The 24189-nt window shown below is 64.4% G+C and carries 23 protein-coding genes; 13 read left to right on the plus strand and 10 right to left on the minus strand.

Going from position 1 to position 24189, the window contains the following annotated elements:
• The first annotated feature begins 21 nt into the window (after nt 1-21).
• A complete protein-coding gene (locus GGR23_RS08020) occupies nt 22-1206 on the plus strand; it encodes a winged helix-turn-helix domain-containing protein (protein ID WP_183365644.1) in 1185 nt (394 codons plus the stop codon).
• A 27-nt stretch (nt 1207-1233) separates the two neighbouring features.
• Here the strand turns inward: GGR23_RS08020 and ribB are convergent, their stop codons facing one another.
• The 7 genes from ribB to GGR23_RS08055 form a co-directional block, all read right to left on the minus strand.
• On the minus strand, nt 1234-2334 hold the full coding sequence (gene ribB, locus GGR23_RS08025) for a 3,4-dihydroxy-2-butanone-4-phosphate synthase (protein WP_183365645.1): 1101 nt from the start codon (nt 2332-2334) through the stop codon (nt 1234-1236).
• A 17-nt stretch (nt 2335-2351) separates the two neighbouring features.
• Entirely contained in the window at nt 2352-3446 is a 1095-nt protein-coding gene (aroC, locus tag GGR23_RS08030) for a chorismate synthase (protein WP_183365646.1), read from the minus strand.
• 91 nt (nt 3447-3537) lie between these two features.
• Nucleotides 3538-6720, minus strand: a complete 3183-nt coding sequence (locus tag GGR23_RS08035; protein ID WP_183365647.1) for a bifunctional diguanylate cyclase/phosphodiesterase — start codon at nt 6718-6720, stop codon at nt 3538-3540.
• A 191-nt stretch (nt 6721-6911) separates the two neighbouring features.
• Nucleotides 6912-7532, minus strand: coding sequence for a histidine phosphatase family protein (locus GGR23_RS08040; RefSeq protein WP_210296914.1), 621 nt, complete (start codon nt 7530-7532; stop codon nt 6912-6914).
• A 30-nt stretch (nt 7533-7562) separates the two neighbouring features.
• A complete protein-coding gene (gene fabI / locus GGR23_RS08045) occupies nt 7563-8381 on the minus strand; it encodes an enoyl-ACP reductase FabI (protein WP_183365649.1) in 819 nt (272 codons plus the stop codon).
• Nucleotides 8382-8611: 230 nt separating this feature from the next.
• Entirely contained in the window at nt 8612-9829 is a 1218-nt protein-coding gene (locus GGR23_RS08050) for a DnaJ C-terminal domain-containing protein (RefSeq protein WP_183365650.1), read from the minus strand.
• 361 nt (nt 9830-10190) lie between these two features.
• Nucleotides 10191-10592, minus strand: a complete 402-nt coding sequence (locus GGR23_RS08055) for an RT0821/Lpp0805 family surface protein (RefSeq protein WP_183365651.1) — start codon at nt 10590-10592, stop codon at nt 10191-10193.
• A gap of 145 nt (nt 10593-10737) precedes the next feature.
• Between GGR23_RS08055 and pdxH the strand changes: the two genes are divergently transcribed.
• Nucleotides 10738-11358, plus strand: coding sequence for a pyridoxamine 5'-phosphate oxidase (pdxH, locus tag GGR23_RS08060; RefSeq protein ID WP_183365652.1), 621 nt, complete (start codon nt 10738-10740; stop codon nt 11356-11358).
• An 18-nt stretch (nt 11359-11376) separates the two neighbouring features.
• On the opposite strand, the gene GGR23_RS08065 is transcribed toward pdxH, so the two are convergent.
• Nucleotides 11377-12150 (minus strand): sulfite exporter TauE/SafE family protein, encoded by a 774-nt coding sequence (locus GGR23_RS08065; protein WP_343066618.1) that lies wholly within the window; start codon nt 12148-12150, stop codon nt 11377-11379.
• Nucleotides 12151-12262: 112 nt separating this feature from the next.
• On the opposite strand from GGR23_RS08065, the gene GGR23_RS08070 reads away from it, so the two are divergent.
• Both GGR23_RS08070 and GGR23_RS08075 read left to right on the plus strand, forming a co-directional pair.
• The gene (locus GGR23_RS08070; RefSeq protein WP_183365653.1) at nt 12263-12814 is read left to right on the plus strand and encodes a hypothetical protein; all 552 of its coding nucleotides are present in this window, start codon (nt 12263-12265) and stop codon (nt 12812-12814) included.
• A gap of 78 nt (nt 12815-12892) precedes the next feature.
• Nucleotides 12893-13144, plus strand: a complete 252-nt coding sequence (locus GGR23_RS08075; protein WP_281375688.1) for a helix-turn-helix domain-containing protein — start codon at nt 12893-12895, stop codon at nt 13142-13144.
• A gap of 31 nt (nt 13145-13175) precedes the next feature.
• Here GGR23_RS08075 and tldD read toward each other — a convergent pair whose 3' ends face one another.
• Both tldD and GGR23_RS08085 read right to left on the minus strand, forming a co-directional pair.
• Nucleotides 13176-14600 (minus strand): metalloprotease TldD, encoded by a 1425-nt coding sequence (tldD, locus tag GGR23_RS08080; protein WP_183365655.1) that lies wholly within the window; start codon nt 14598-14600, stop codon nt 13176-13178.
• Between the two features lie 101 nt (nt 14601-14701).
• Complete coding sequence (locus GGR23_RS08085) at nt 14702-15268, minus strand: invasion associated locus B family protein (protein WP_183365656.1); 567 nt, start codon at nt 15266-15268, stop codon at nt 14702-14704.
• A gap of 409 nt (nt 15269-15677) precedes the next feature.
• Here GGR23_RS08085 and coxB point away from each other — a divergent pair, with 409 nt between their 5' ends.
• From coxB to ispH, 9 genes are all read left to right on the plus strand, one after another.
• Entirely contained in the window at nt 15678-16562 is an 885-nt protein-coding gene (gene coxB, locus GGR23_RS08090) for a cytochrome c oxidase subunit II (protein WP_343066619.1), read from the plus strand.
• Nucleotides 16563-16581: 19 nt separating this feature from the next.
• Nucleotides 16582-18264, plus strand: coding sequence for a cytochrome c oxidase subunit I (gene ctaD, locus GGR23_RS08095; RefSeq protein WP_183365657.1), 1683 nt, complete (start codon nt 16582-16584; stop codon nt 18262-18264).
• A gap of 83 nt (nt 18265-18347) precedes the next feature.
• Nucleotides 18348-19301: a heme o synthase gene (locus GGR23_RS08100; RefSeq protein WP_183365658.1), complete on the plus strand. Its 954-nt coding sequence runs from the start codon at nt 18348-18350 to the stop codon at nt 19299-19301.
• Complete coding sequence (locus tag GGR23_RS08105; protein WP_183365659.1) at nt 19301-19438, plus strand: hypothetical protein; 138 nt, start codon at nt 19301-19303, stop codon at nt 19436-19438. The genes GGR23_RS08100 and GGR23_RS08105 overlap by 1 nt, the downstream gene beginning before the upstream one ends.
• A complete protein-coding gene (locus GGR23_RS08110; RefSeq protein ID WP_183365660.1) occupies nt 19431-20036 on the plus strand; it encodes a cytochrome c oxidase assembly protein in 606 nt (201 codons plus the stop codon). Before GGR23_RS08105 ends, GGR23_RS08110 begins: the two co-directional genes overlap by 8 nt.
• Before the next feature lie 61 nt (nt 20037-20097).
• A complete protein-coding gene (locus GGR23_RS08115; RefSeq protein ID WP_183365661.1) occupies nt 20098-20976 on the plus strand; it encodes a cytochrome c oxidase subunit 3 in 879 nt (292 codons plus the stop codon).
• A 176-nt stretch (nt 20977-21152) separates the two neighbouring features.
• Nucleotides 21153-21536, plus strand: coding sequence for a DUF983 domain-containing protein (locus tag GGR23_RS08120; RefSeq protein ID WP_183365662.1), 384 nt, complete (start codon nt 21153-21155; stop codon nt 21534-21536).
• Entirely contained in the window at nt 21505-22269 is a 765-nt protein-coding gene (locus tag GGR23_RS08125) for an SURF1 family protein (protein WP_183365663.1), read from the plus strand. Before GGR23_RS08120 ends, GGR23_RS08125 begins: the two co-directional genes overlap by 32 nt.
• Nucleotides 22270-23054: 785 nt before the next feature.
• Nucleotides 23055-24074, plus strand: a complete 1020-nt coding sequence (gene ispH / locus GGR23_RS08130; protein ID WP_183365664.1) for a 4-hydroxy-3-methylbut-2-enyl diphosphate reductase — start codon at nt 23055-23057, stop codon at nt 24072-24074.
• Nucleotides 24075-24189 lie beyond the last annotated feature (115 nt).

Genomic DNA, 24189 nt, shown 5'->3' on the forward strand with positions numbered 1-24189 from the left:
CCAAACGTTCAGGCCGATTCCATGATCGAGATTTCCAATGCGCTTGCCCGCCGCCTGTTCCTGCAAAGCCAGGGACTGGCCGATCCGCCCGGCCGCTCGCTCGGGCGAAAGGGCCTGCTCGATCTCGTCCACGGCCTCGGTTTCGTGCAGGTGGACAGCGTGCAGACGGTGGAGCGCGCCCATCACCAGATCCTGTTTTCGCGCAACCAGACCTACCGCCGGGAGGATCTGTCCCACCTCCTGGAAACGGAGCGCAGCCTCTTCGAGCACTGGACGCACGATGCCTCGGTGATCCCCTCGGCCTTCTTTCCCTACTGGAAGCACCGCTTCCGCCGCCGCGAACCGGTCATGATCGAGCGCTGGACGAAATGGCAGGGGGAGGGGTTCCTGAGCGCCACCGAGGAGGTGCTGGCCCGCATCCGCGAAAACGGGCCGCTGCTGTCGCGGGAGATGAAGGAGACCCCGCAGAAATCCACCGGCTGGTGGGACTGGCACCCTTCCAAGACCGCGCTCGAATTTCTCTGGCACACGGGCAAGCTCGCCATCGCGGGGCGGGAGGGCTTCCAGAAGGTCTACGACCTCAGCGAGCGCGTCATCCCCGCCGAGCATCACGAGGCCGAGGTGAGCGAGGCCGACTTCATCGACTGGGCCTGCGAGAGCGCGCTATCGCGCCTCGGCTTTGCCACCCACGGCGAGATCGCCGCCTTCTACGATCTCGTATCGCCGGAAGAGGCAAAGGCCTGGGTGGAGAAGAACCGCGGCCGTCTCGAGGAGGTGGCAATCGGCACGGTGGATGGAAAGATGCGCCCGTCGCTGGCGCCCGCCGGCTTTTCGGCGCGCCTTGCCGATTGTCCGGAGCCGCCGGCCCGCGTGCGGGTTCTCTCGCCCTTCGACCCGATGATCCGCGACCGGAACCGCTGCGAAAGGCTTTTCGGCTTCCGCTACCGCATCGAGATTTTCGTGCCAGAGGCGAAGCGGGAATATGGCTATTATGTCTTCCCGCTCCTGGAAGGCGACCGGCTGATCGGCCGCATCGACATGAAGGCGGAGCGCAAGGGCGGCACCCTCGACGTGAAGCGCCTCTGGCTCGAACCCGGCGTGAAGCCCTCCGCCGGCCGGCTGGAAAGGCTCGACTCCGAACTTCACCGCCTTGCGCGCTTCACTGGCGTGGAAAGCGTCCGCTATCTGGAGGGATGGCGGGGCTAGCCCCGTTTCCCCCGGACAGGGCAATCCTCAGAGGATCACCGTGCCGGAGATTTCGATGCCGAAGCCTTCGAGGCCCACATAGTGGCGCTCGCGGGAGGCGAGGAGGCGGATGGAGGTGATGCCGAGGTCCTTGAGGATCTGGGCGCCGAGGCCGATTTCCAGCCACTCGCTTTCGCGCGCCTGCGCTTCCGAATGGCCTTCGCGGTCGTGCTTGCCCTTGCGGGCGGTCTCGGACTGGCCGACGCCGACCGAACCTTCGCGCAGGTAGACGATCACGCCGCGGCCTTCGGCGGCAATGCGCTCCATGATCCGGTCGATCTGCCGGTTGGCGCCGAACACATCCGCGCCGACATTCTCGAGATGCAGCCGGACCGGAATGTCCTGGCCGTCGCGGATGTCGCCGAAGACGATCGCCACGTGGTGCATGGGGTCCCAGGGCAGGGAATAGGTGTGGGCCATGGCGCGGCCATGGGGCGTCTCGACGGGGAAGGAGGCGCCGGTCTCGATCAGCTTTTCCTTGCGCTGGCGATAGGCGATGAGGTCGGCGACCGAAACCTGCTTCAGCCCGTGCCGGACGGCGAAATCGGCCACCTGCGGGCCGCGCATCACGGTGCCGTCGTCGTTGACCAGCTCGCAGATGACGCCGACCGGCGGCAGGTTCGCCAGCTTGCAGAGGTCGACGGCCGCTTCCGTATGGCCGGAGCGCATCAGCACGCCGCCTTCACGGGCGACCAGCGGGAAGATGTGGCCGGGGCGGACGAAATCCGCAGGGCCGGCATTGGGATTGGCCAGGTTGCGCACGGTCGCGGTGCGGTCGTCGGCCGAAATGCCGGTTGTCGTGCCGAACTTGTAGTCGACCGAAACGGTGAAGGCGGTGGTGTGGGCGCTGTCGTTTTCGGCCACCATCGCGGAAAGGTTCATGCGCTTGGCGATCTCGCGGGGCATGGGCGTGCAGACGATGCCGGAGGTGTGGCGCACGATGAAGGCCATCTTTTCCGGCGTGCAATGCACGGCGGCGACGATCAGGTCGCCTTCGTTCTCGCGGCCGTCGTCGTCGGTGACGACGACGATCTCGCCCGCCTCGAAGGCGCGGATGGCTTCGACGACACGCTTCTGGTCATAGGCCATGATGGCTCTCCCTGTGCTTATTTCAGGCGGCCGGTCTGGCCGCGGTCCCGGAGGTAGTGATCGGCGATGGCGCAGGCGAGCATGGCTTCGCCCACCGGCACCGCCCGGATGCCGACGCAGGGGTCGTGCCTGCCCTTGGTGCGCACATTCACCTCCTCGCCATCCGCGTTGATGGAGCGGCGCTCGGTGAGGATGGAGGAGGTGGGCTTGATGGCGAAGCGCGCGACGATGGGCATGCCGGTCGAGATGCCGCCGAGAATGCCGCCCGCATGGTTCGACAGGAACCGCGGCTGGCCGTCGGGGCCGATGCGCATCTCGTCGGCATTCTCCTCGCCGGTGATCTCGGCGGCCTCGAAACCGTTGCCGATCTCCACGCCCTTGACCGCGTTGATCGACATCAGGAGCCCGGCAATGTCCTGGTCGAGCTTGCCGTAGAGCGGTGCGCCGAGACCGGCGGGGACACCTTCCGCCACCACCTCGATGACGGCGCCGACGGAAGAGCCGGCCTTGCGGATGCCGTCGAGATACTCTTCCCAGACGGGCACGATCTCCCGGTCGGGGCTGAAGAAAGGGTTGTTGCCCACTTCCGCCCAGTCCCAGTTCTGCCGGTTGATGCGGTGCTTGCCGATCTGGATCAGCGCGCCGCGGATCGTCACGCCCGGGATCACGAGCCGGGCCAGCGCGCCGGCGGCAACCCGGGCCGCCGTCTCGCGGGCGGAGGAGCGCCCGCCGCCGCGATAGTCGCGGACCCCGTATTTCACGTCATAGGTATAGTCCGCATGGCCAGGCCGGTACTGGCGGGCGATCTCGCCGTAATCCTTCGAGCGCTGGTCGGTGTTCTCGATCAGGAGCGAGATCGGCGTGCCAGTGGTGACGAAGGCGCCGTCCTCCTGCGGCATCACACCGGAAAGCACCTTCACGAGGTCGTCCTCGCGGCGCTGCGTGACGAAGCGGTTCTGGCCGGGCTTGCGCTTGTCCAGATAGTCCTGCAGGTCGGCGAGCGTGAAGCGCAGGCCAGGCGGGCAGCCATCCACGACGGCGCCAAGGGCGGGCCCGTGGCTTTCGCCCCAGGTGGTGACGCGGAAGAGATGGCCGAAGGAATTGTGCGACATGAGCTGAAACCGTTGCGCGCGGCCTTTCCGGGCCGCCATTGAAGTCGGCTGACTATTAGAGGATCAGGGGCAGGCGCGACAAGCGCCTTCTTCAGCGCACTGCGCCTTGTACGCTGCGGCTTGCGGGCCGCTCGCCGATCCAGTGGTTGCGCAGGGCCGCCTCGGCGAAATCGTCGAAGGAAAGCGGCCGCGCGAAGGCGTAGCCCTGCAGGATGTCGCAGCCGAGCGCCAGCAGCATGTCCGCATGTTCCATCGTCTCCACCCCTTCCGCCACGGTTTCAACCCCGAGCGAGCGGGCGATCTCGATGATCGAGCGCACCAGCGCCCGCTCCTTCGGTGAGTTCATGATCGGCTTCACCAGCTGGCGGTCGATCTTGAGACGCTTCGGCTTCAGCCGGAGAAGGCTGACGATGGAGGTATGGCCGGTGCCGAAATCGTCGATCTCGATCTCGATGCCGAGGTCCTTGATGCGCTCGAGATTGCCCTGCATCACGTCGTCGCGATCGTCGAGGAAGATCGCCTCCACCAGCTCGAATGCGATCTCGCCGGGGCGGAAAGGCAGGTCCTTGAGCGTCTCGTAGAGCGAGGCGTCGTTGAGCCGGCGGGCCGAGACATTCACCGAGAGGCGGGAGAGGTCGATCCCCCGTGCCGCGAGCCGGTACTTGTCGCGCAGTGCCGTCTCCAGCACGATCCGGTCGAGCGCCTGCACCACGTTGAGCTCCTCGGCGATCCCGAGGAATTTTTCCGGACCCAGCAGGCCCTGGCTCGGGTGGTTCCACCTGACCAGCGCCTCCGCGCCGATGAGGGTGAAGGTGCGCGCGTCGAATTGCGGCTGGTACCAGGCGGTGAATTCGCCCCGCTCGAGCCCGGCAAGGATCTCGTCGGCGGTGCGCTTGTTGGTGATGATCTCCGCATGCAGGTCCTGGGTGAAGAACTGGAAGCAGTTCCGCCCCTCGTTCTTGGCGCGGTAGAGCGCGACGTCGGCATTGATCAGCAGCTTGCGCGCATCGATGCGCTGGCCCGCCGCCGTGGCAATCCCGATCGAAACGCCGCAACGGCAGGGGAAGCCCTCGAAATCCACCGGATGGCGCATTTCGTCGATGATCCGCTGGGCGAGCGAGGAAAGCTCCGCCTCGCCGATGCGGTCCTCCACGAGGATGACGAATTCGTCGCCGCCGATGCGGGCGACCAGATCGTCCGGATGCACGTTGCGACGGAGGATTTCCGAGGCATTGACCAGCATGGCATCGCCCGCCGCATGGCCGAGCGTGTCGTTGATCTGCTTGAAGCGGTCGAGGTCGAGATGCAGCACCGCAAAGCGCAGGCGCTCCTGATGGCTGCGGCGCGACAGCGCGTCGAGCGCGAGGTCGAAGCGGCGGCGGTTGGCAATGCCGGTCAGCGGGTCGTGCAGCGCGTTGTGCTCGATGCGCTCCTTGGCGGCGCGCAGCTCCGCGTTCATGGCATCGGCCTCTTCCTTCGCCGCCTTCAGCGCCGCCGTCATCAGCGCGTCCTGGGTCATGTCGAAGGCCATGCCGACGATGGTGTAGGAGCCGTCCTTGTCGTGGTGCACCTGGCCGACGAGGCGCACGTAGCGGCATTCGCCGTTCTCCAGCGGCACGCGGCAGATGATGGAGTCCTTGCCGTTGAAGGCGGAGAGCGAGGAGAAGGCATTGCGGAAGGCGGTCCGGTCTTCGGGGATGAGGCAGGCCTCCCACTGGCCGACGCTGATCGGACCGTCACGGCGGCTGTGGTTGAAGAGCTGGTCCATCCGCTCGTCCCAGAAGGCCGTGCCATCCGGCAGCGAGGCTTCCCAGATGCCGCAGTTGTAGGAATCGAGCGCAAGGTCCAGCTTGCGCGACAGCTCCTCGAGCTCCCGCTCGCGGCTCGAAAGCTCGTCCAGCGCCAGCTCCAGCTCCGCATTCTTGATGTCGGTGTTTTCCTTGGCCTGCTGCAGGGTCTCGTTGCGCTCCACGTCGTCGGTCACGTCCCAGACGATGCCCGCGGTGCGCGAACCTGCCGTTTCCTCGATGTGGGAGCTTGCCGAGCGCAGGTGGCGGATGGTGCCGTCGGCCCTGACGATGCGGAACTGCACCGAGCGCCCTGGCTGCCCGCTGGCGGCCTTCTCGAAGTGCTCGAGCCAGACGGCCCGGTCTTCCGGATGCACGGCCTGCTGCCACTTGCCCATCGGCCGCACCGCCTCCGCATCCGCAAAGCCGTGCAGGCTCGCGGCGCAGCCGTCGAAATAGAGTGCGCTGCGGTCTGCCGACAGCTCCCAGACGCCGATGTGGGAGGATTCGAGTGCCAGGTCGAGCCGCTGCGACAGCGTGCGCAGCTGGGTTTCCCGGCTCTGCAGCTCGTTGATGATGCCGTTGCGCTCGGACAGAAGCAGCAGCGACGCGGTGATCGGCAGCAGGATGACCGCGCCGGACAGCAGCAGAAGGATGCGCAGCAGCACCTGGTTGTGCGGATGCTGGTTCCAGCCCTCGGCCGGCGCGGCGCTGATTTCCCAGGTGCCGCCGGGGAAGGCGAGGACCTTGCGCACCGGCTGGAGTTCGCCGAGCTCCGCATCGCCGAAGAAGGTGGGTGCGTCGACGATGGTCTGCGAGATGTCGCGGAGCGCGAGCCGCACCCGGTCGACGGTGCGGGGTCCGCCCGTCAGCAGGTCGGTCTCGCGGTAGAAGCTGTTTTCGTCGATCACCGCCTCGATGGCGCCCCAGACGCGGGCGCCCATGCGGGTGTTGACGATGACGGGGTAGACGACGACGAAGGCGCCGCGCATGTCGTCGGTCAGGACCGGACCCATGAAGTGCGGCTTGCGCGCGCCCTCGTTGCGGGTCGTCCAGTCGCGTCCGAAGACCTGGTGCAGGTCCGAGCCGACGGCGACATCGCGGCTCTCGGGCGGCACGACCATCTTCACCCGGAAGTCGGGCGCAATCGCGATGGACACGATGGAGGGGTTGCGCGCGATCAGCCGGCGCATCTGCGCTTCCAGTGCCGAGACCGACTGCTGCGGCTGCACGGCCATCTGGTTGGCGAAATTCTCGATGGTGGAGATGTGAACCTTGATCTTCGATTCCACCTGCGCGCGGATCAGCTCCGCCTGGTTGTCGACGCGCGCGCGCAGCTCGCGGTCATAGAAGGTGGAGTTCTGGTAATCGACCAGGAATCCGAGGATGGCGACGACTCCGGCCACAACGGTTGCCGCGAGCACCGTTGAGCGCGTGTTCACGGCCAGCGCACTGCCGAGCCGCACAAGTTTGCCGTAGAGAGTCAAGAACCGTCACCATATATTCGCAAGTACGGGCGATCCTACCGCGAGGCTCTTAATGCTCTATTGAACCGGAATGAGTAGTTTCCACAATATCCGATACATAAAATTTTCAGGAATACGCATAGGCGTTGCGGCTGAAGCACTTGCAGCGGCCGGGACACAGTGCCGCAGGGCTGGGCATAACGCCTTAAGGTTTAATTTGCATCTTCAACGGGTAAAATGTCTGCGGCTGGCAATTCGCACCAGATCGCGCTTCCCCGTTCGGTATCGACCGCAAGAATCCGGTCCTGAAGGATGTTGGCTTCCGCCGCCTCGTCCCCGCCATAGCCGCCGACCAGCCGCAGGATGCTGCGCATGACGCCGCCATGGCTGACGCAGACCGTGGGCCGCGTGACCGACCGCAGCCAGGAGCCGACCCGCCAGGACAGGATCTCGTAGCTTTCCGCATCCGGTCCGGGAGGGATGAAGTCCCATTTGCCGCGGTGGCGCGCGTCCAGCCGGTCGGGCCAGATCTCCTCGATCTCGCCGAGCGTATGGCCTTCCCAGTCGCCGAAGTTCAGCTCGACGAGCCGCTCGTCGGTGCGGTAGGCGAGGGGATCGAGGCCCATGGCGCGGCGGACCCGCTCCATGGTTTCCCGCGTGCGGGAGAGGGGGCCTGCGACGAAATCATACGTGCCGGCGGCATCTCCGATGAGGGCCTTCAGCGCCCGCCCGTTGCCGGAGGCCTGTTCGCGGCCCAGCGCGTTCAGCGGAATGTCCCGCTGGCCCTGCATTCTCAGCTCCGCGTTCCAGTCGGTCTGCCCGTGTCGGATCATGTAGATGTGCACGGGCAGGTCCTCGGGTCTTCAGTCCTTGGCGACCGCGATATCGGGCGCGTCCACGGCCTTCATGCCGACCGTGTGGTAGCCGCTGTCGACATGGTGCACCTCGCCGGTCACGGCGGTGGAGAGGTCGGACAGCAGGTAGAGGGCGGACTTGCCCACTTCCTCGATGGTGACGGTGCGCTTCAGCGGCGCGTTGTATTCGTTCCACTTGAGAATGTAGCGGAAGTCGCCGATGCCGGAGGCGGCAAGCGTCTTGATGGGGCCGGCAGAAACGGCGTTGACGCGGATGCCGCGCGAACCGAGGTCCACGGCGAGATAGCGCACGGATGCCTCGAGCGCGGCCTTGGCGACGCCCATGACGTTGTAATGCGGCATGACCTTCTCCGCACCGTAATAGGTGAGGGTGATCATCGAGCCGCCGTCGTTCATGATCCGCTCGGCGGCCTTGGCGACAGCCGTGAAGGAATAGACGGAGATGTCCATGGTGCGGGCGAAGTTGTCGCGCGTCGTGTCGAGATACTTGCCGGTCAGCTCGTCCTTGTCGGAGAAGGCGATGGCGTGGACGACGAAGTCGATCTTGCCCCACTTCTCCTCGAGATTGGCGAAGACCGCATCGATGGTCGCGGGGTCGGTCACGTCGCAATGGCCGGCCATGTGGGCGTTCAGCTCGGCGGCGAGCGGCTCGACCCGCTTCTTCAGCGCGTCGCCCTGCCAGGTGAGCGCGATCTCGGCACCGGCATCCGCACAGGCCTTGGCGATTCCCCATGCGATCGAACGGTTGTTGGCCACGCCCATGATGATGCCGCGCTTGCCTGCCATGAGGCCAGATGCCTGAGCCATGTTTTGCTCCCTGATATAATAGTGTCAGTGCCTATGGCATAGCACTTGCGCCTGTTCAAGGCGGCGCGGGATCAACTGGTGTTTTGAATTGTTACAATCCCATGAAATTTGGGAGAGTTTCAGCGCCTCGGCCTGTCCGGAAGGCCGCACCGGCCGGCCAGTTCAATCGTTATAAAAAAATGGCCCGCCCCCTCTTGCGAGGGCGAGCCCGGGTGGCCGTCGGGACGGCCTCAGAGATAGAGACCCTCGCGCATCGAGCGCATCAGGTCGGTCACCTTTGCGTCGGGCTTTTCCCAGAGCATGATCCGGAGTTCGACCACCAGATCGCCGCGCGCGCCCTGTCCCTTGAAGAGGCCGAGGCCGGGAAGCCGGATGGTCTGGTCCGAACCGGACCAGGCGGGAACCGTCACCTCGACGGGCCCCGTCGGGGATTCCACCTGCGTGGTGCAGCCGAGAACGGCGTTTTCCAGCGGCAGCGGCAGGATCGTGTGGATGTCGTGTCCGTTGACCCGGAAGAGGGCGGAAGGTTCCACCCTCAGCGTCACCACCGCATCGCCGCGCTGCAGGCCGGGAACCTTGAAGCCCTGTCCCTTCAGGCGCACCGCCTGTCCGTCGGTCTGGCCGGCTTCCAGGCGGAAGCGCAGCTCGCGTCCCTCCGGCAGCGGCACGGTGACGAAGTTTTCCTTCATGAGGTCCTCGGTGGTCACCCGCGCCTCGGCGAACTGGTCGGGCGCCTTGTCCGGGTGACCGCCGCCGGTGAGACGGCGGATGAAGGCGCCGATGGCCTTCACCGCCGCGATCGGAAGGGGCTCGCCCCCGCTGCCGCTGGGGCTGCCGCTGCGCCCGGTGCCGTCCTGGGACGATGCATCGGCATAATTGGGCTGGGCGCCGAAAATGCGGTTGATCACCTCTTCCGCCGTCTCGGCCGAGGCCTGCTTCGCGGCATCGGCCGCCTCGGCCCGCGCCTGCTGCTGCTGTTGCTGCTGAGCCTGGGGCTTTTCCTCGCCGGGCTTTTCGCCCTGCTGCGCCTGCGGCTGGGATTGCTGGGCCTGGGATTGCTGGGCCTGGGACTGCTGGGACTGCGCCTGCTGGGCCTGCTGGGCCTTTCTGGCCTTTTCCGCCTCGGCCCGCGCCAGCTCTTCCATCACCTTGCGGGCGTTTTCCTCGGCGGCCTTGCGGCGCGCCTCTGCCTCGCGGGCAGCCTCGCGCTGCTGCTGGATGGTCGCTTCCTGCTTGCCCGATTGCGCCAGCATGTCGTAGCGGCTGCGCTTCTGCGGATCGCGCAGAAGCTCATAAGCGGCCCCCGCCTCGGCAAAGCGCTTGGCCGCCGTGGGGTCGTTCCGGTTCTGGTCCGGATGGATTTTCTTTGCGAGCGCGCGCCAGGCAGACTTGATCTCGCTGGCATCCGCATCCCGCTTCACGCCAAGGACGGCATAGGGATCACGCATTGTTCAACACCGATGACTGTTCGCCCCGTCACGAAAAAACCGCCGCGAGCCGGAGCGCTACGCAATACTTCAAACACGTCACCTGCCGGACGGCCGTGAGGCGCGTTCCGGCATATCGTTATGGAAAGATGCCAGAAATCTGCTAACCAGACGTTACGTCAATTCCATTAAGGCAATCGCAAGCTTTTGGTTCCCGACCGGCGGCATCGGAAACGGGCCATTGCCGCAAAACCCCGCAAAATCAACGGGTGCAGGGCGCCCAATCCTCCCGCCACGGCAGGAATATCGCCGGCCTGCCCGTTAAGGCCGGGTTAAGCCCGCCCTTGCCGGGCATGACATTCGTCAAGAAATCGGCGGGACGTCAGCCTTCTTCCTGGAAGCTCAGGAGCTGCCAGTTGCCGTTGCTCTCCATGCAGGTGCGGCCAAAGAACTTGGCAATGCCCATGTAGGAATGGCGCGTGGTGCGGAACTGCCGGCAGTGGGTGCCGTTTGCATTTTCCTCGAGCACGGTGGTGATGACGCCGGCGCTGCCGGTCGAGGCATTGGCCCAGGGAATGGGATTGCTGCCGATCCGCGCGACATCGGCCGAGGTCACGGCATTCTTCACGGTCACTTCGTCGGAGATCGCATCGGTCGATCTGGCGCCCGCGACCGAGGCCGTCGCGACGCTGCGGTCGGGCTTGGCCGAGCCGAAAAGATCGAGCCCATCGGTCGCGCAGCCCGTCAGGCTCAGCGCAAGGCTGGCCTTCAGGCCGACCAGCATGACAAGCCGTAATGCCTTGCCGCGCGCCGGTCCTGCGTCAACATTTCGCCTGCATGTCTCTTCCACCGTGCATCCTGTCCGGTTAAGAGTTTCGGGGATCGGTCCTCTGACCTTCGTTAACAAAATCCGAGGCATTTGACGTATCATGACAACAAACGAGTTAACAACCCGTGACTTCACCGAGGAGAACGAACCCTTCGCGCTCTTCGCCGAATGGTTGAAGGAAGCGGAGGGCTCGGAAATCAACGATCCGAATGCCGTCGCGGTTGCCACGGTCGATGAACACGGCATGCCCAATGTCCGCATGGTGCTGCTGAAGGGCTTCGATATCAACGGCTTTGTCTTCTACACCAATTTCGAGAGCCAGAAGGGCAGGGAGCTTCTCGGCCAGAAGAAGGCGGCGATGGTGTTCCATTGGAAATCGCTGCGCCGGCAGGTGCGCATTCGCGGCCCGGTTGAGGTCGTCAGCGATGCCGAGGCCGACGAATACTATGCGAGCCGGCCGCGCGGCAGCCGCATCGGCGCCTGGGCGTCGAAGCAGTCGCGGCCGCTCGAAAGCCGCTTCGCGCTGGAAAAGGCGGTGGCCGAATACACCGCCCGCTATCCCTTCGGCGAGATTCCGCGTCCGCCGCACTGGTCCGGCTTCCGCATTCGCCCCGTTTCCATCGAGTTCTGGCACGACCGCCCTTTCCGCCTGCATGACCGGGTGGAGTTCCGCCGCGAAACGCCGGAAAGCCCGTGGGACAAGGTCCGCATGTATCCTTGAGCGGGGCTGTAACGCCCCCTAGCGGAACAGGTTTTCGAAAAGCGGCAGGCCGCCGATGGCGGCGGCCGCAATCAGCCCGAAGCAGACCCGGCGAAACAGCCTCTCGCTGGCCACGCCGAACAGCCGCGAGCCCAGGAACAGACCCAGCGAAAAGACCGGCGCGATGATGATGGCCAGAAGCAGCGACTGCATCGTCAGCAGGCCATTCAGCCCGTAGCTCGCCGCCGAAATGCAGCTCGACATGGCAAAGAACAGGATGATGCTGGCCCGCACCGCCCGCCCGGGCATGTCGCGGCCGATCAGATAGGCCACCACTGGCGGCCCGCCAAGCTGCGCCGCACCGGAGAAAAAGCCCGACACCATACCCACCGCGACGCTGAGCGGCGCCTTCGATTGGCCACGGTAGCGAAAGTCGGAGGCGAGCAGCGCGAGAAGCGTGAGAACGGTCATGGAAATGGCCCAGCGCAGCTCGATTGCCGGCACATGGACCAGCGCCAGCGTGCCGAGCGGCGCGCCGAAAAGCGCGCCCAAGGCCAGCAGCAGCGGATCGCGCCGGGGGGCCGTGCGGACCGCATTGGGAATGAGCGTCAGCGCGGTGAAGCCATCCGCAATCAAGAGGGTCGCCGAAGCGAGCTGCGGCGAGATGAGGATGCTGGCCAGCGGCATGAAGATCAGTGCACCCCCAAACCCCGAAAACCCCCGCGCCAGCCCAGCCACCAGCGTGACCGCAAGGATGAAGCCGAGCCCGTGAAGGGTCAGGCCGACGGGGAGGAGGGAGGCGAAGGACGGCACGGACAAGCACCATGGATGCGGAAGGGGTGACCCCAGGCTAGCCCGTCGCTTGTGCCGGGGCAAGGAATATATATATTACTAAAATAGAATTAGCTTGGAGATATTGACTTATATGTCAATTCATGAGATGCTTGAGACGTTGGAGGAAGAAGGGCATCTGATAGTTTATCCCGCCCCTCCGGGCCGGCCAATGCGGCGAAGGCTCTATCTGGCCGCGGGACTTTATCGCGAAATGGGCGATCGCCGGTCCGGTTTGAATTTCTTCGGTCAGATGCCGGCAGTCCAGGCCGTGTTCAAGCGGTGGGTTTGCGGCGATCCCGTGTCGATGCGGCTCAACGACAACGGTCACCAGGCACTGCTTGTCCGGCTTAAACCGCCGCCGGAAGATATCTGGGAACTTCGGGTCACGGAGCCAAAGCCCCAGCTCCGCATATTCGCATGTTTCGCCGCAACCGACATCCTTGTGGGCGTGTCGGCAGTCAACAGGGATCGTCTGGGCCGGGCCTTCGCCCGATCAGGGCGGCAAAGCAAGTTATGGACGGAGGCGATGTATGGCTGTCAGGCGGAGTGGAGAAGGCTTTTCGGAGGAGCAGCAGCCTTTCGCGGACGACAGGCCCGTGATTACGTCTCGAAAGACGGTTTTGAATCCGGCAAACCCCTTTGATCTTACAGACCGGGAGCAGGCTACAGTTCCGTCATCAGCGCCCAATACGAAGCCTATTATGCCATCTATACGCTCTGGCTGCGGCGCCGGTCGGAGGGGATGACGCAGCGCGATATAGCGAAGAAGCTGGGACGTGATCCCGCCTGGGTATCGCGTGCGCTTTCCGGGCCGAGGAACTGGACCATGCGCACGCTGGGCGAGCTTGCCCATGCGCTGGAAGGCCATGTGACCATCGGCGTGAGGGCAGTGGAAGACATGGCCGAAGGCCAGGAGTCTGCTGGTAGAGGGCTGCGGCCCGTGCAAGATTCCGGCGCCGGAGAAGCGATCTAGGACGATCGGTTCCAGCCGGTGGCTGCGCCCCTCACGCCTTCGTGCCGCCGACGGTGATCTGGTCCATCCTGAGATGCGGCTGGCCGACGCCCACGGGCACCCACTGGCCGGCCTTGCCGCAATTGCCGATGCCCGTGTCGAGCTTCGAGTCATTGCCGATCATGGTGACGCGCTTCATGGCATCCGGCCCGTTGCCGATCAGCATGGCGCCCTTCACCGGCGCGCCGATCCGCCCGTTCTCGATCAGATAGGCTTCGGTGCAGCCGAAGACGAACTTGCCCGAGGTGATGTCCACCTGTCCGCCGCCGAAGGAGACGGCATAGATGCCCCGCTTCACGGAGGCGATGATCTCCTCCGGGGTCCGGTCGCCCGACAGCATGTAGGTATTGGTCATGCGCGGCATCGGCTGGTGCGCATAGCCCTGCCGGCGGCCGTTGCCGGTCGCCTTCATGCCCATCAGGCGGGCATTCTGCCGGTCCTGCATGTAGCCGACCAGACGGCCGTTCTCGATCAGGACATTGTAGCCGGAGGGCGTGCCCTCGTCGTCGATGGAGATCGAGCCGCGGCGGTTGTCGATCGTGCCGTCGTCCACGACGGTCACGCCGGGAGCGGCCACCATCTCGCCCATCAGTCCGGAAAAGGCGGAGGTCTTCTTGCGGTTGAAGTCGCCTTCAAGCCCGTGGCCCACGGCCTCGTGCAGCATCACGCCCGGCCAGCCATTGCCGAGCACCACATCCATGGTGCCGGCGGGGGCATCCACGGCCTCGAGGTTGACGAGCGCCTGTCGCAGCGCCTCGTCGGCGCCCCGCTCCCAGCCGCCATCGGCGAGGAATGTGTCGAAGGCCACGCGCCCGCCGGTGCCGAAGGAGCCGCTTTCCTGGCGGTCTCCCGATCCGGCGACGACCGAGATGTTGAGCCGCGTCATCGGACGGATGTCGCGCACCCGGTGGCCGTCGGCGCGCAGGATCTCCACCACCTGGAAGCTCGCGGCGATCGAGGCGGTCACCTGCCGCACCTTGGGGTCCTTCGCGCGCAGATAGGCGTCGATGTCCTGGAGAAGCTTCGCCTTTTCCTCGAAGCTCGGCGCGCCGATGGGGTTTTCCTCGCCATAGAGCTTGCGGTTGGTGCGGGCCGGAGGCTCGGAATAGGTGCCCGCATGGCCGCTCGCGACGGCGCCTGCCGCATCCGCCGCGCGCTTCAGCGCCGCAAGGCTCATTTCGCCGGAATGGGCATAGCCCACCACCTCGCCGGCAACCGCGCGCAGGCCGAAACCCTGATCGGTGGAGAAGTTTCCGCCCTTCAGCCGTCCGTTGTCGAAGGTCAGCGATTCCAGCTGGCTCTGTTCCAGGTAGAGCTCGCCGTCGTCGGCACCCTTGAGCGCGCCGGCCACGGTTTCGAGAACCGCGTCCTCGTTCGCGTCGAAGAGGCTGATCAGGGAAGTGGGGGCGCTGGACATGGGCATTCCTCGTGACGGCAGACGGCGAGCGGCCCTTCGGGGCCGGCCGGGCTTCGGGTGGCTGGCTTCATATAGGGAGCCGGGGCGGGGAATGGCAACCGTCAGGGCAGCGCGTCGTAACCCTGGGCAAAGCCCTTGAGGTCGACGGGAATGCCGATGCCGTCCTGTTCGAGGCTCTCATGCACGATGAAGGTGGCCATCGAGCCGCTGCGCAGCGTCTTCAGCAGGTCGTCGTCGAGCGTGACCTCGGCATAGCACCCGTCGGCAAAGCAACGGGCGAAATAGGCATGGCCCAGATCCTTGCCGTCGATGTTGAGGCCAAGCCCGCCCTTTGGCGGCAGCAGCAGCACGCCGAGCGGCGCGAGAACCCGCAGGATGCGGGCCTTCCGGTCCGCCGTCTTCAGCACCACGACGGAAAGCCCGAGTTCCGGACGGTCTTCGGACAGCACGTTCTGCATCAGCACGCATTGCTCGGCGGAAGCGCCGGCCGGCTTGTCGCAGACCACCGACCAGGCATCATGGGTGGACTTCACCCGGCCCATCTGCGCCGGCTGCTGGGAGCCCGGCGGGTTCTCGCCGGCCGCGAGCGCGGGCGTCAGCGCGCTTGCCAGAAGGCCGGCAAGGAGGCAAACTCGGGAAAAGGGCCTGGCGAAGTGGGAAAAGCCCATGAAAACCTCTGATGTCTCGAATCACTCCGGGATATTGATGGGGCCCGGCGTGAAAAATGAAAAGGCCTGATCGGCAGGCAGCCGGCCCGATCGGCGCATCCGCCGCTCGTGCGGCGAGGCGGAACGGGACGTGGCCGAGCCCGCAGCGCTCTTATTCAGTCCAAAGCGGCAGAAATTGGACGTGCCTGCCGAAACGGCCCCGAAATGGCCCTCCACAGTTCATGGATAAGGCCAGCACGCTTGCGCAAGGCTGTTGAAAGCACTGTGGAAATTGATTTTGCGCAAAAATGCCGCACGCGCAGGCCTTCACGGCGGTTGCGGCGGGCAACAAACTGTGATTTGAAGCGGGAGATAGCATGGATTCCGCGTTTCGGTTTGATTCAGATCAAGCGCATGAGGGAGATACGTTGTGATTAACAAGGCTTCTGCGGCACTGGCCTCGCTTGCCTCGCTGCTTTTTGCTTCCGGCGCCTATGCCGACCAACCCAAACCGTGGCAGATGGGCCTGCAAGAGGCCGCAAGCCCCGTCATGGCCGACATCCGCTGGTTCGAACAGTATACGCTGTGGTTCATCGTGCCCATCACGCTGTTCGTACTGCTGCTTCTTGTCGTTGTTGTGGTGAAGTTCCGCGCCGGGGCAAACCCCGTTCCCTCGAAGACGAGCCACAACACGGCCATCGAAGTGGTCTGGACCGTCGGCCCGGTCATCGTGCTGCTGTTCCTCGCCGTTCCCTCCTTCAAGCTCCTCAACAAGGAGCTGGTGCTTCCCGAAAAGCCCGACGTCACCGTCAAGGCGACGGCCACCCAGTGGCTGTGGAGCTACGAGTACCAGATGGAAAACCCGGTTTCCTTCGACAGCTACATGCTGAAGGAAGAAGACCGCGCCGCTGCCGGCAAGACCGACATGGCGCGCTACCCGCGCCTGCTCGCGGCCGACAACGAACTGGTCCTGCCGGTCGGCAAGTCCGTTCGCATGCTCGTCACCGCCGCCCCGACCGACGTGATCCACGCCTTCGCCCTGCCGGCCTTCGGCGTGAAGATCGACGCCGTGCCCGGCCGCCTGAACGAGACCTGGTTCGTCGCCGAGAAGGAAGGCCTCTACTACGGCCAGTGTTCCGAGCTCTGTGGCAAGGACCACTCCTTCATGCCGATCGCGATCCGCGTGGTTTCCGAAGACAAGTACAAGACCTGGCTGGCTGCTGCCGGTTCCGATCTTGCCAAGGCGAACAAGGACCTGATGGCTGCCACGGACGGGCCGGCCACTGTCAATGTCGCCCAGAATACCGCTCAGTAATCCCTAGGAGTGAGGAACAATGGCTGGACCATCCGCTCACGACCATCACGCCCCTGCAGCGCACGGGTCTGACGATCATCACGCCCACGTACCGGGCTTCTTCGCACGCTGGTTCTTCTCCACGAACCACAAGGACATCGGCACCCTCTACCTGATCTTCGCGATCATCGCGGGCATCATCGGCGGCGTGCTGTCGATCGCCATGCGCATGGAGCTGCAGGAGCCGGGCATCCAGATCTTCCACGGCCTGGCCTCCATGGTCTACGGCTTCCAAGGCGATGCTGCCATCGACGGCGGCAAGCACATGTACAACGTGTTCACGACCGCGCACGCCCTCATCATGATCTTCTTCATGGTGATGCCGGCGCTCATCGGCGGCTTCGCCAACTGGATGATCCCGATCATGATCGGGGCGCCTGATATGGCCTTCCCGCGCATGAACAACATCTCCTTCTGGCTGATCGTTCCGGCCTTCCTGCTGCTGCTGCTCTCGATGTTCGTCGAAGGCCCGGCAGGCGCCTACGGCACCGGCGGCGGCTGGACCATCTATCCGCCGCTCTCGACGACCGGCCAGCCCGGTCCGGCCATGGACCTTGCGATCCTCTCGCTGCACGTGGCGGGCGCATCCTCGATCCTCGGTGCGATCAACTTCATCACCACGATCCTGAACATGCGCGCACCGGGCATGACGCTGCACAAGATGCCGCTCTTCGCCTGGGCCGTGCTGATCACCGCCTTCCTGCTGCTGCTGTCGCTCCCGGTTCTGGCCGGCGGCATCACCATGCTGCTGACCGACCGCAACTTCGGCACCACCTTCTTCGCTCCCGAAGGCGGCGGTGATCCGGTCCTGTTCCAGCACCTGTTCTGGTTCTTCGGCCATCCGGAAGTGTACATCCTGATCCTGCCCGGTTTCGGCATCATCAGCCACATCGTGTCCACCTTCTCGCGCAAGCCGGTCTTCGGTTACCTCGGCATGGCCTATGCCATGGTCGCCATCGGCGCCGTCGGCTTCATCGTGTGGGCGCACCACATGTACACCGTGGGCCTGTCGCTGGAAGCGCAGCGCTACTTCGTGTTCGCCACCATGGTCATCGCCGTTCCGACTGGCGTGAAGATCTTCTCGTGGATCGCCACCATGTGGGGCGGCTCGCTGACCTTCCGTACCCCCATGGTCTGGGCTGTCGGCTTCATCTTCCTCTTCACCGTCGGCGGCGTGACGGGCGTCCAGCTCGCCAATGCCGGTCTCGACCGCTCGCTGCATGACACCTACTACGTGGTTGCCCACTTCCACTACGTTCTGTCGCTCGGCGCCGTGTTCGCGATCTTCGCAGCCTGGTACTACTGGTTCCCGAAGATGTTCGGCTACATGTATGCCGAATGGATCGGCAAGCTGCACTTCTGGGTCATGTTCATCGGCGTGAACATGGTGTTCTTCCCGCAGCACTTCCTCGGCCTCGCCGGCATGCCGCGCCGCTACATCGACTATCCCGATGCATTCGCGGGCTGGAACTACGTCTCCTCGATCGGTTCCTACATCTCCGGCGTCGGCGTCCTGATCTTCCTCTTCGGCGTCTTCGAGGCCTTTGCCCGCAAGCGCGTCGCCGCGGACAATCCGTGGGGCGAGGGTGCAACCACGCTGGAATGGCAGCTGTCTTCGCCGCCGCCGTACCACCAGTGGGAACAGCTCCCGAAGATCAAGTAAGATCGAAAGACAAGCCGGACGCCGCACCCGCGGCGTCCGGATCTTCAAGGGGATGACCCCGCGCTTGAAAGACGAGTAAGGTAATGACGGTTCTGGAAAATCACGACGAAGGCCTCAGCGACAACGGCGTACGCCTGTCGGAAGCGGGCGCGCGTGACTTTTTTGAGCTGTTGAAGCCGCGCGTGATGTCGCTCGTGGTCTTCACCGCCTTTGCCGGGCTGGTGCTGGCCCCCGGTGCGCTGAACCCGATGCTGGCGGCCATCGCCATCCTGTGCATCGCGGTCGGCGCGGGTGCCTCCGGTGCGCTCAACATGTGGTACGATGCCGATATCGATGCGGTGATGACCCGCACCGCCCGCCGGCCGATCCCGGCCGGAAAGGTGACCGGCGAGGAAGCGCTCGCCTTCGGCATCGCGCTCTCCTGCTTTTCGGTCGGCATCCTCGGCCTGGCGGTCAACTGGCTTTCGGCCGGGCTGCTCGCCTTCACGATCTTCTTCTATGCCGTCATCTACACCATGTGGCTGAAGCGCTGGACCCCGCAGAACATCGTCATCGGCGGTGCGGCAGGCGCATTCCCGCCCATGATCGGCTATGCGGCCGTGACCGGAACCGTCTCCATCGACAGCGTCATCCTGTTCATGATCATCTTCCTCTGGACGCCGGCCCATTTCTGGGCGCTTGCTTTGTTCAAGATGCGTGATTACGGCGCGGTCGGCGTGCCCATGCTGCCGAACGTGGCCGGCGAGGGGCCGACCAAGGTGCAGATCGTGGTTTATGCGGTGCTCACGGCGCTCTGTTCGGTCATTCCGTCCTTCCGCGGGACGGCAAGCCTGGGCTACGGCCTGTTTGCCGCGGTGCTCGGCATTCTTTTCGTCTGGTATGCCCTGAAGGTCTACCGCATGCCCGAGGGCGACGAGAAGATGGTGCCGGCCAAGAAGATGTTCGCCTATTCCATCCTCTATCTGTTCGCGATCTTCTCGGCCCTCATGGCCGATCACGTGATCCGCGCTTATGGCGTTACCGGAGGTGCCTTCTGATGGATACCGTCAAGATGACCGAGGCGCAGCGCAAGTCCCGCCGCAACCGCAACGTGGCGCTCGGCCTGGCGCTGGCCGGCCTCGTGGTTCTGTTCTACGTCATGACCTGGGCAAAGCTGGGGGCGTTCCATGGCTGAGATTCCGGCACCGGCGCAAGGCCCGAAGGGCCGCAACAACGGCATGACCGTGGCCGTCTGCCTCGCCTTCGTCGCGGGCATGGTCGGCATGTCCTATGCCGCGGTTCCGCTCTATCGCATGTTCTGCGAGTTCACCGGCTACAACGGCACCACCCAGAGGGTGGAGCAGGTATCCGACGTGGTGCTCGACCGCGATATCACCGTGTCCTTCGATCCCAATGTCGCAGCCGGCCTGCCGTGGGAATTCAAGGCCGTCCAGCGTGAAGTCACCATGAAGATCGGCGAAACGGTCCAGGTCGACTTCACGATCCACAACGATACCGACAAGCCCACCGTCGGCCAGGCGCGCTTCAACGTGACGCCCATGCAGGCCGCGGCCTATTTCAACAAGGTCCAGTGCTTCTGCTTCGAACGGACCGAGCTGAAACCGGGCGAGTCGCGCGAAATGCCGGTCGTCTTCTACATCGATCCCGAAATCGTCAAACATGTCGAGACGGACTCGATCGGAACGATCACCCTGTCCTACACCTTCTATCCGCAGGACGACAAACCCGTCGCCCAGAACGCGGTGAAGGCGGAAGGCCAGAAACAACTTTGAGAGAGAGGCGGCCGGGCGACCGGGCGCATCAGGGAAAGCAAGACATTCGGGGATAGCTGCAATGGCTGATGCTCATCAGAAACACCATGACTACCACATTATCGATCCCAGCCCGTGGCCATTCCTCGGCTCTGTCGGCGCCTTCGTGATGGCGCTCGGCGGCGTCGGCTACATGCGCTACCTGTCGGGTGGATCCTTCAAGCTGTTCGGTCTTGAGCTCGCCCATCCGTGGCTGTTCTTCATCGGCCTGGCGCTGGTGCTCTACACCATGTTCGGCTGGTGGTCGGATACCGTCAAGGAAGCCAACGAAGGTCACCATACCCGCGTGGTCTCCCTGCACCTGCGCTATGGCATGATCATGTTCATCGCGTCGGAAGTGATGTTCTTCGTCGCCTGGTTCTGGGCCTTCTTCGATGCCAGCATCTATGCCGGCGAGGCGATCCAGGTCTCGCGCGTCGAGTTCACCGGCGGTCACTGGCCGCCGAAGGGCATCGAGGTTCTCGATCCCTGGCACCTGCCGCTCTACAACACCGTCATCCTGCTGCTGTCCGGCACGACCGTTACCTGGGCGCACCATGCGCTGCTGCACGGCGACCGCAAGGGTCTCGTCCGCGGCCTGCTGCTGACCGTGCTGCTCGGCGTGCTCTTCTCCTTCGTTCAGGGCTACGAGTATGTCCACGCTCCGTTCGACTTCAAGAACTCGATCTACGGCGCGACCTTCTTCATGGCCACCGGTTTCCACGGCTTCCACGTTCTCGTCGGCACCATCTTCCTGCTGGTCTGCCTGCTGCGTGCGCTGAAGGGCGATTTCACCCCGAAGCAGCACTTCGGCTTCGAGGCCGCCGCCTGGTACTGGCATTTCGTCGACGTGGTTTGGCTGTTCCTCTTCTTCTCCATCTACATCTGGGGTGGCTGGGGCGCACCGCTCTCGCACGGCTGAGCGGGATCATCGATACAAAACGGAAATGGCGGTCTTCGGGCCGCCATTTTCGCATGGCGCAACCGCCGGATGCGACAATCACGCGGTTGCCACGCCTGAAGCAGGGGCCTATCTAGGGTCCCACGCAAATGGCCGCACGCCCGGACCGACCGGGCGAAGCCAGCGAGGAGATGCGCATGACCGAAGACAACGCCCACTATCCGCCCGTCGATCCCTATACCACGGGCCTGCTCGGCCGCTGCCCGCGCTGCGGCAACGGCAATCTCTTCCAGGGCATGCTGAAGGTCGCGCCCCGCTGCAATGCCTGCGGGCTCGACTATTCCTTCGTCGATGCCGGAGACGGCCCGGTGGTTTTCGTCATGCTGATCGTCGGCTTCGTCCTGATGGGGCTGGCGCTGTGGCTGGAATTCACCTTCTCGCCGCCGGTCTGGCTGCATATCGTGCTCTGGGGGCCGATCAGCGTCGGCATGGTCATCATCGTCCAGCGGATGGTGAAGGGGCTCCTGATTTCGCTGCAGTACAAGAATAATGCCGGCCAGGGAACGATCGACCGTGGCTGATCCCGCCGCCAAGCCGAAGCGGAAGCCCGGCCTGCTGACCGCCCTTGGCGTGCTGGTGGCGCTAGCCATCCTTCTGTCGCTCGGCACCTGGCAGGTGGAGCGGCTCTACTGGAAGGAAGGGCTCCTCGCCGAGCTCGACCGGCGCATTCACGCACCGCCGGAAAAGCTTGCCGACATCGAGGCGCTGGCGCGCTCCGGCGGCGACGTGGATTACCGCCCCACCGAGGCGACCGGCCGTTTCGACAACAGCAGCGAGCGGCATTTTCTCGCCACCTGGCGGGGGCAGAGCGGCTTCTACATCTATACCCCGCTGACCCTTGCCGATGGCCGCAGCCTTTTCGTCAATCGCGGTTTCGTCCCTTATGAAAACAAGGAGCCGGAAAAACGCGTGCTGGGCCAGCTGACCGATATCGTGACGGTGAGGGGCCTTGCCCGGGCGCGCCTTTCGGAAAAGCCGGGTTCACTGGTGCCTGACAATGATCTCGCGAAGAACATCTTCTACTGGAAGGACCTCGATGCCATGGCTTCGAGCACCGGTCTCGATCCGGCGAGGGTGCTGCCCTTCTTCCTCGATGCGGATGCGACGCCCAATCCCGCCGGCTTCCCCATCGGCGGCGTGACGATGGTGGAGCTGCCGAACAACCACCTGCAATATGCGGTTACCTGGTATGGCCTTGCCGCGGCGCTTGCCGCCATCTCCGGCATCGCCTGGTGGCGCAGCCGCCAAGCCTGAGAACCGCCCGGCGCTATTGAAGCATTTGCTTGGATGCGCTAGTTTGAGTGTGGAAGACGGGCTGCAACCCGCCTTCCACTAAGTCAAGGCAAGAAGTGTATCCGCACGGTCACTATCCAGCCCGTGCGGGTCTTCCTGAGCTCAACCGTGATGCGAACAGGGAATTTGATAAATCCCATCGGCGTCACTCCCTCGCTGACAGCAAAGCCCTTGCCTGGGCCGGGGTGGCTCGTCCTCCCCGGTACGCCGGCTGGAACGGCGCTGCTGCTTCTGCCATCAGCTCTCGCAGCCTCTCACAACATCAGAAAATAGAAAAGTAGAATAAAATGAAATAAAGTGCGAACCATGCCTCGCCCGCCTCAGGCGCCTATTGAAGCATCTGCTTGAATGCGCTAGGTTCAGGGTGGAAGGCGGGCTGCTACCCGCCTTCCACTTCGTTTAAGTTAGAACTTCAACCCGCACGGTCACTATCCAGCCCGTGCGGGTTTTCTCTAACTTGAACGTGATGCGAACCGGGATTTTGAAACCCATCTGCGTCGTTCCCTTACTGACAGCAAAGCCCTTGCCTGGGCCGGGGTGGCTCGTCCTCCCCGGTACGCCGGCTGGAACGGCGCTGCTGCTTCTGCCATCAGCTCTCGCAGCCTCTCACAACCCTTATCTTAAGAAAAGTAGAAAATACGAATGGAACGGTGTCGTCCGACTCGCTTGCAGAGGCGGCGTCGAAATCCCATTTTCCTTTTCGCCGGATGTGATAGATCCTGCGCATCATTCGAAGGACCGCACGCATGAATGCCATGACCAAGCCTCCGCTCACCATTCGCCTTTGTGGCCCGCGCGGCTTTTGCGCCGGCGTGGACCGGGCCATCCAGATCGTGGTGCTGGCGTTGAAGGCCTATGGCGCGCCCGTCTATGTCCGGCACGAGATCGTGCACAACCGGTATGTGGTCGAGGGGCTCGAGGCGAAGGGGGCTGTCTTCGTCGAGGAGCTCGACGAAATACCTGCCGAGCATCGCGGCCAGCCGGTGGTCTTCTCCGCCCATGGCGTGCCGAAATCCGTGCCGGAAGATGCGGTTGCCCGCAATCTCTTCTATCTCGACGCCACATGCCCGCTGGTCTCCAAGGTGCACAAGCAGGCCATGCGCCACCAACGCCTCGGACGCCATGTGGTGCTGATCGGCCATGCCGGCCACCCCGAGGTGATCGGCACGATGGGCCAGCTGCCGGAAGGCTCCGTGTCCCTCATCGAAACCGTGGAGGATGTGGACCGCTACGAGCCCGTGGACCCCGATAATCTCGGCTATGTCACCCAGACCACGCTTTCGGTCGACGATACCGCGGGCGTGATCGCCCGGCTGCAGGAGCGTTTTCCGAACCTGACGGCGCCTTCCGCCGACAGCATCTGCTACGCCACCACCAACCGCCAGGAGGCGGTGAAACAGGCCGCGCCCGGTTGCGATCTCTTCCTCATTGTCGGCGCCCCCAACTCGTCCAACTCCAAGCGGCTGGTCGAGGTGGCCCTGCGGGCAGGGGCAAGGCAATCGCTGCTCGTCCAGCGCGCCGCCGAGATCGACTGGGACAATCTGGGCCCGATCGCAACGGTCGGTCTTTCGGCAGGGGCTTCCGCACCGGAGGTGATCGTCAACGAGATCATCGAGGCCTTCCGCGAGCGCTTCGACGCCCGGGTGGAGCTCGCCGATACGGTGGAGGAAAACGAGCATTTCCTCGTCAACCGGGAGCTGCGCGGCATCGAGCTCACTGCGGCCGACATGGCCTTCGTCAATGGCGAGGGCGCGTCGCGGGTCTGATCGCGACTGGCCCGATTGCGCCAGAATAGCTGTGGCTTTGGCGCGGCGCGGGTAGTTTTCAAAGCGGGCTTTGCGCTAAGGATTGTCCCAGAACCGAACGACCAGATGGGAAGCC

Origin of the sequence: Gellertiella hungarica (assembly GCF_014197145.1) — a bacterium.
Classification (GTDB): Bacteria; Pseudomonadota; Alphaproteobacteria; order Rhizobiales; family Rhizobiaceae; genus Gellertiella; species Gellertiella hungarica.

Coding starts and splice junctions, on each gene's coding strand:
- GGR23_RS08055 (WP_183365651.1), bottom strand. CDS start 10,592: ATGCTGGTCGGCCTGAAGGCCAGCCTTGCGCTGAGCCTGACGGGCTGC.
- GGR23_RS08105 (WP_183365659.1), top strand. CDS start 19,301: ATGGATACCGTCAAGATGACCGAGGCGCAGCGCAAGTCCCGCCGCAAC.
- fabI (WP_183365649.1), bottom strand. CDS start 8,381: ATGGCTCAGGCATCTGGCCTCATGGCAGGCAAGCGCGGCATCATCATG.
- tldD (WP_183365655.1), bottom strand. CDS start 14,600: ATGTCCAGCGCCCCCACTTCCCTGATCAGCCTCTTCGACGCGAACGAG.
- ctaD (WP_183365657.1), top strand. CDS start 16,582: ATGGCTGGACCATCCGCTCACGACCATCACGCCCCTGCAGCGCACGGG.
- GGR23_RS08120 (WP_183365662.1), top strand. CDS start 21,153: ATGACCGAAGACAACGCCCACTATCCGCCCGTCGATCCCTATACCACG.
- ispH (WP_183365664.1), top strand. CDS start 23,055: ATGAATGCCATGACCAAGCCTCCGCTCACCATTCGCCTTTGTGGCCCG.
- GGR23_RS08100 (WP_183365658.1), top strand. CDS start 18,348: ATGACGGTTCTGGAAAATCACGACGAAGGCCTCAGCGACAACGGCGTA.
- pdxH (WP_183365652.1), top strand. CDS start 10,738: ATGACAACAAACGAGTTAACAACCCGTGACTTCACCGAGGAGAACGAA.
- ribB (WP_183365645.1), bottom strand. CDS start 2,334: ATGGCCTATGACCAGAAGCGTGTCGTCGAAGCCATCCGCGCCTTCGAG.
- GGR23_RS08125 (WP_183365663.1), top strand. CDS start 21,505: ATGCCGGCCAGGGAACGATCGACCGTGGCTGATCCCGCCGCCAAGCCG.
- GGR23_RS08070 (WP_183365653.1), top strand. CDS start 12,263: ATGTCAATTCATGAGATGCTTGAGACGTTGGAGGAAGAAGGGCATCTG.
- GGR23_RS08085 (WP_183365656.1), bottom strand. CDS start 15,268: ATGGGCTTTTCCCACTTCGCCAGGCCCTTTTCCCGAGTTTGCCTCCTT.
- GGR23_RS08110 (WP_183365660.1), top strand. CDS start 19,431: ATGGCTGAGATTCCGGCACCGGCGCAAGGCCCGAAGGGCCGCAACAAC.
- GGR23_RS08040 (WP_210296914.1), bottom strand. CDS start 7,532: ATGATCCGACACGGGCAGACCGACTGGAACGCGGAGCTGAGAATGCAG.
- GGR23_RS08020 (WP_183365644.1), top strand. CDS start 22: ATGATCGAGATTTCCAATGCGCTTGCCCGCCGCCTGTTCCTGCAAAGC.
- aroC (WP_183365646.1), bottom strand. CDS start 3,446: ATGTCGCACAATTCCTTCGGCCATCTCTTCCGCGTCACCACCTGGGGC.
- GGR23_RS08050 (WP_183365650.1), bottom strand. CDS start 9,829: ATGCGTGATCCCTATGCCGTCCTTGGCGTGAAGCGGGATGCGGATGCC.
- GGR23_RS08115 (WP_183365661.1), top strand. CDS start 20,098: ATGGCTGATGCTCATCAGAAACACCATGACTACCACATTATCGATCCC.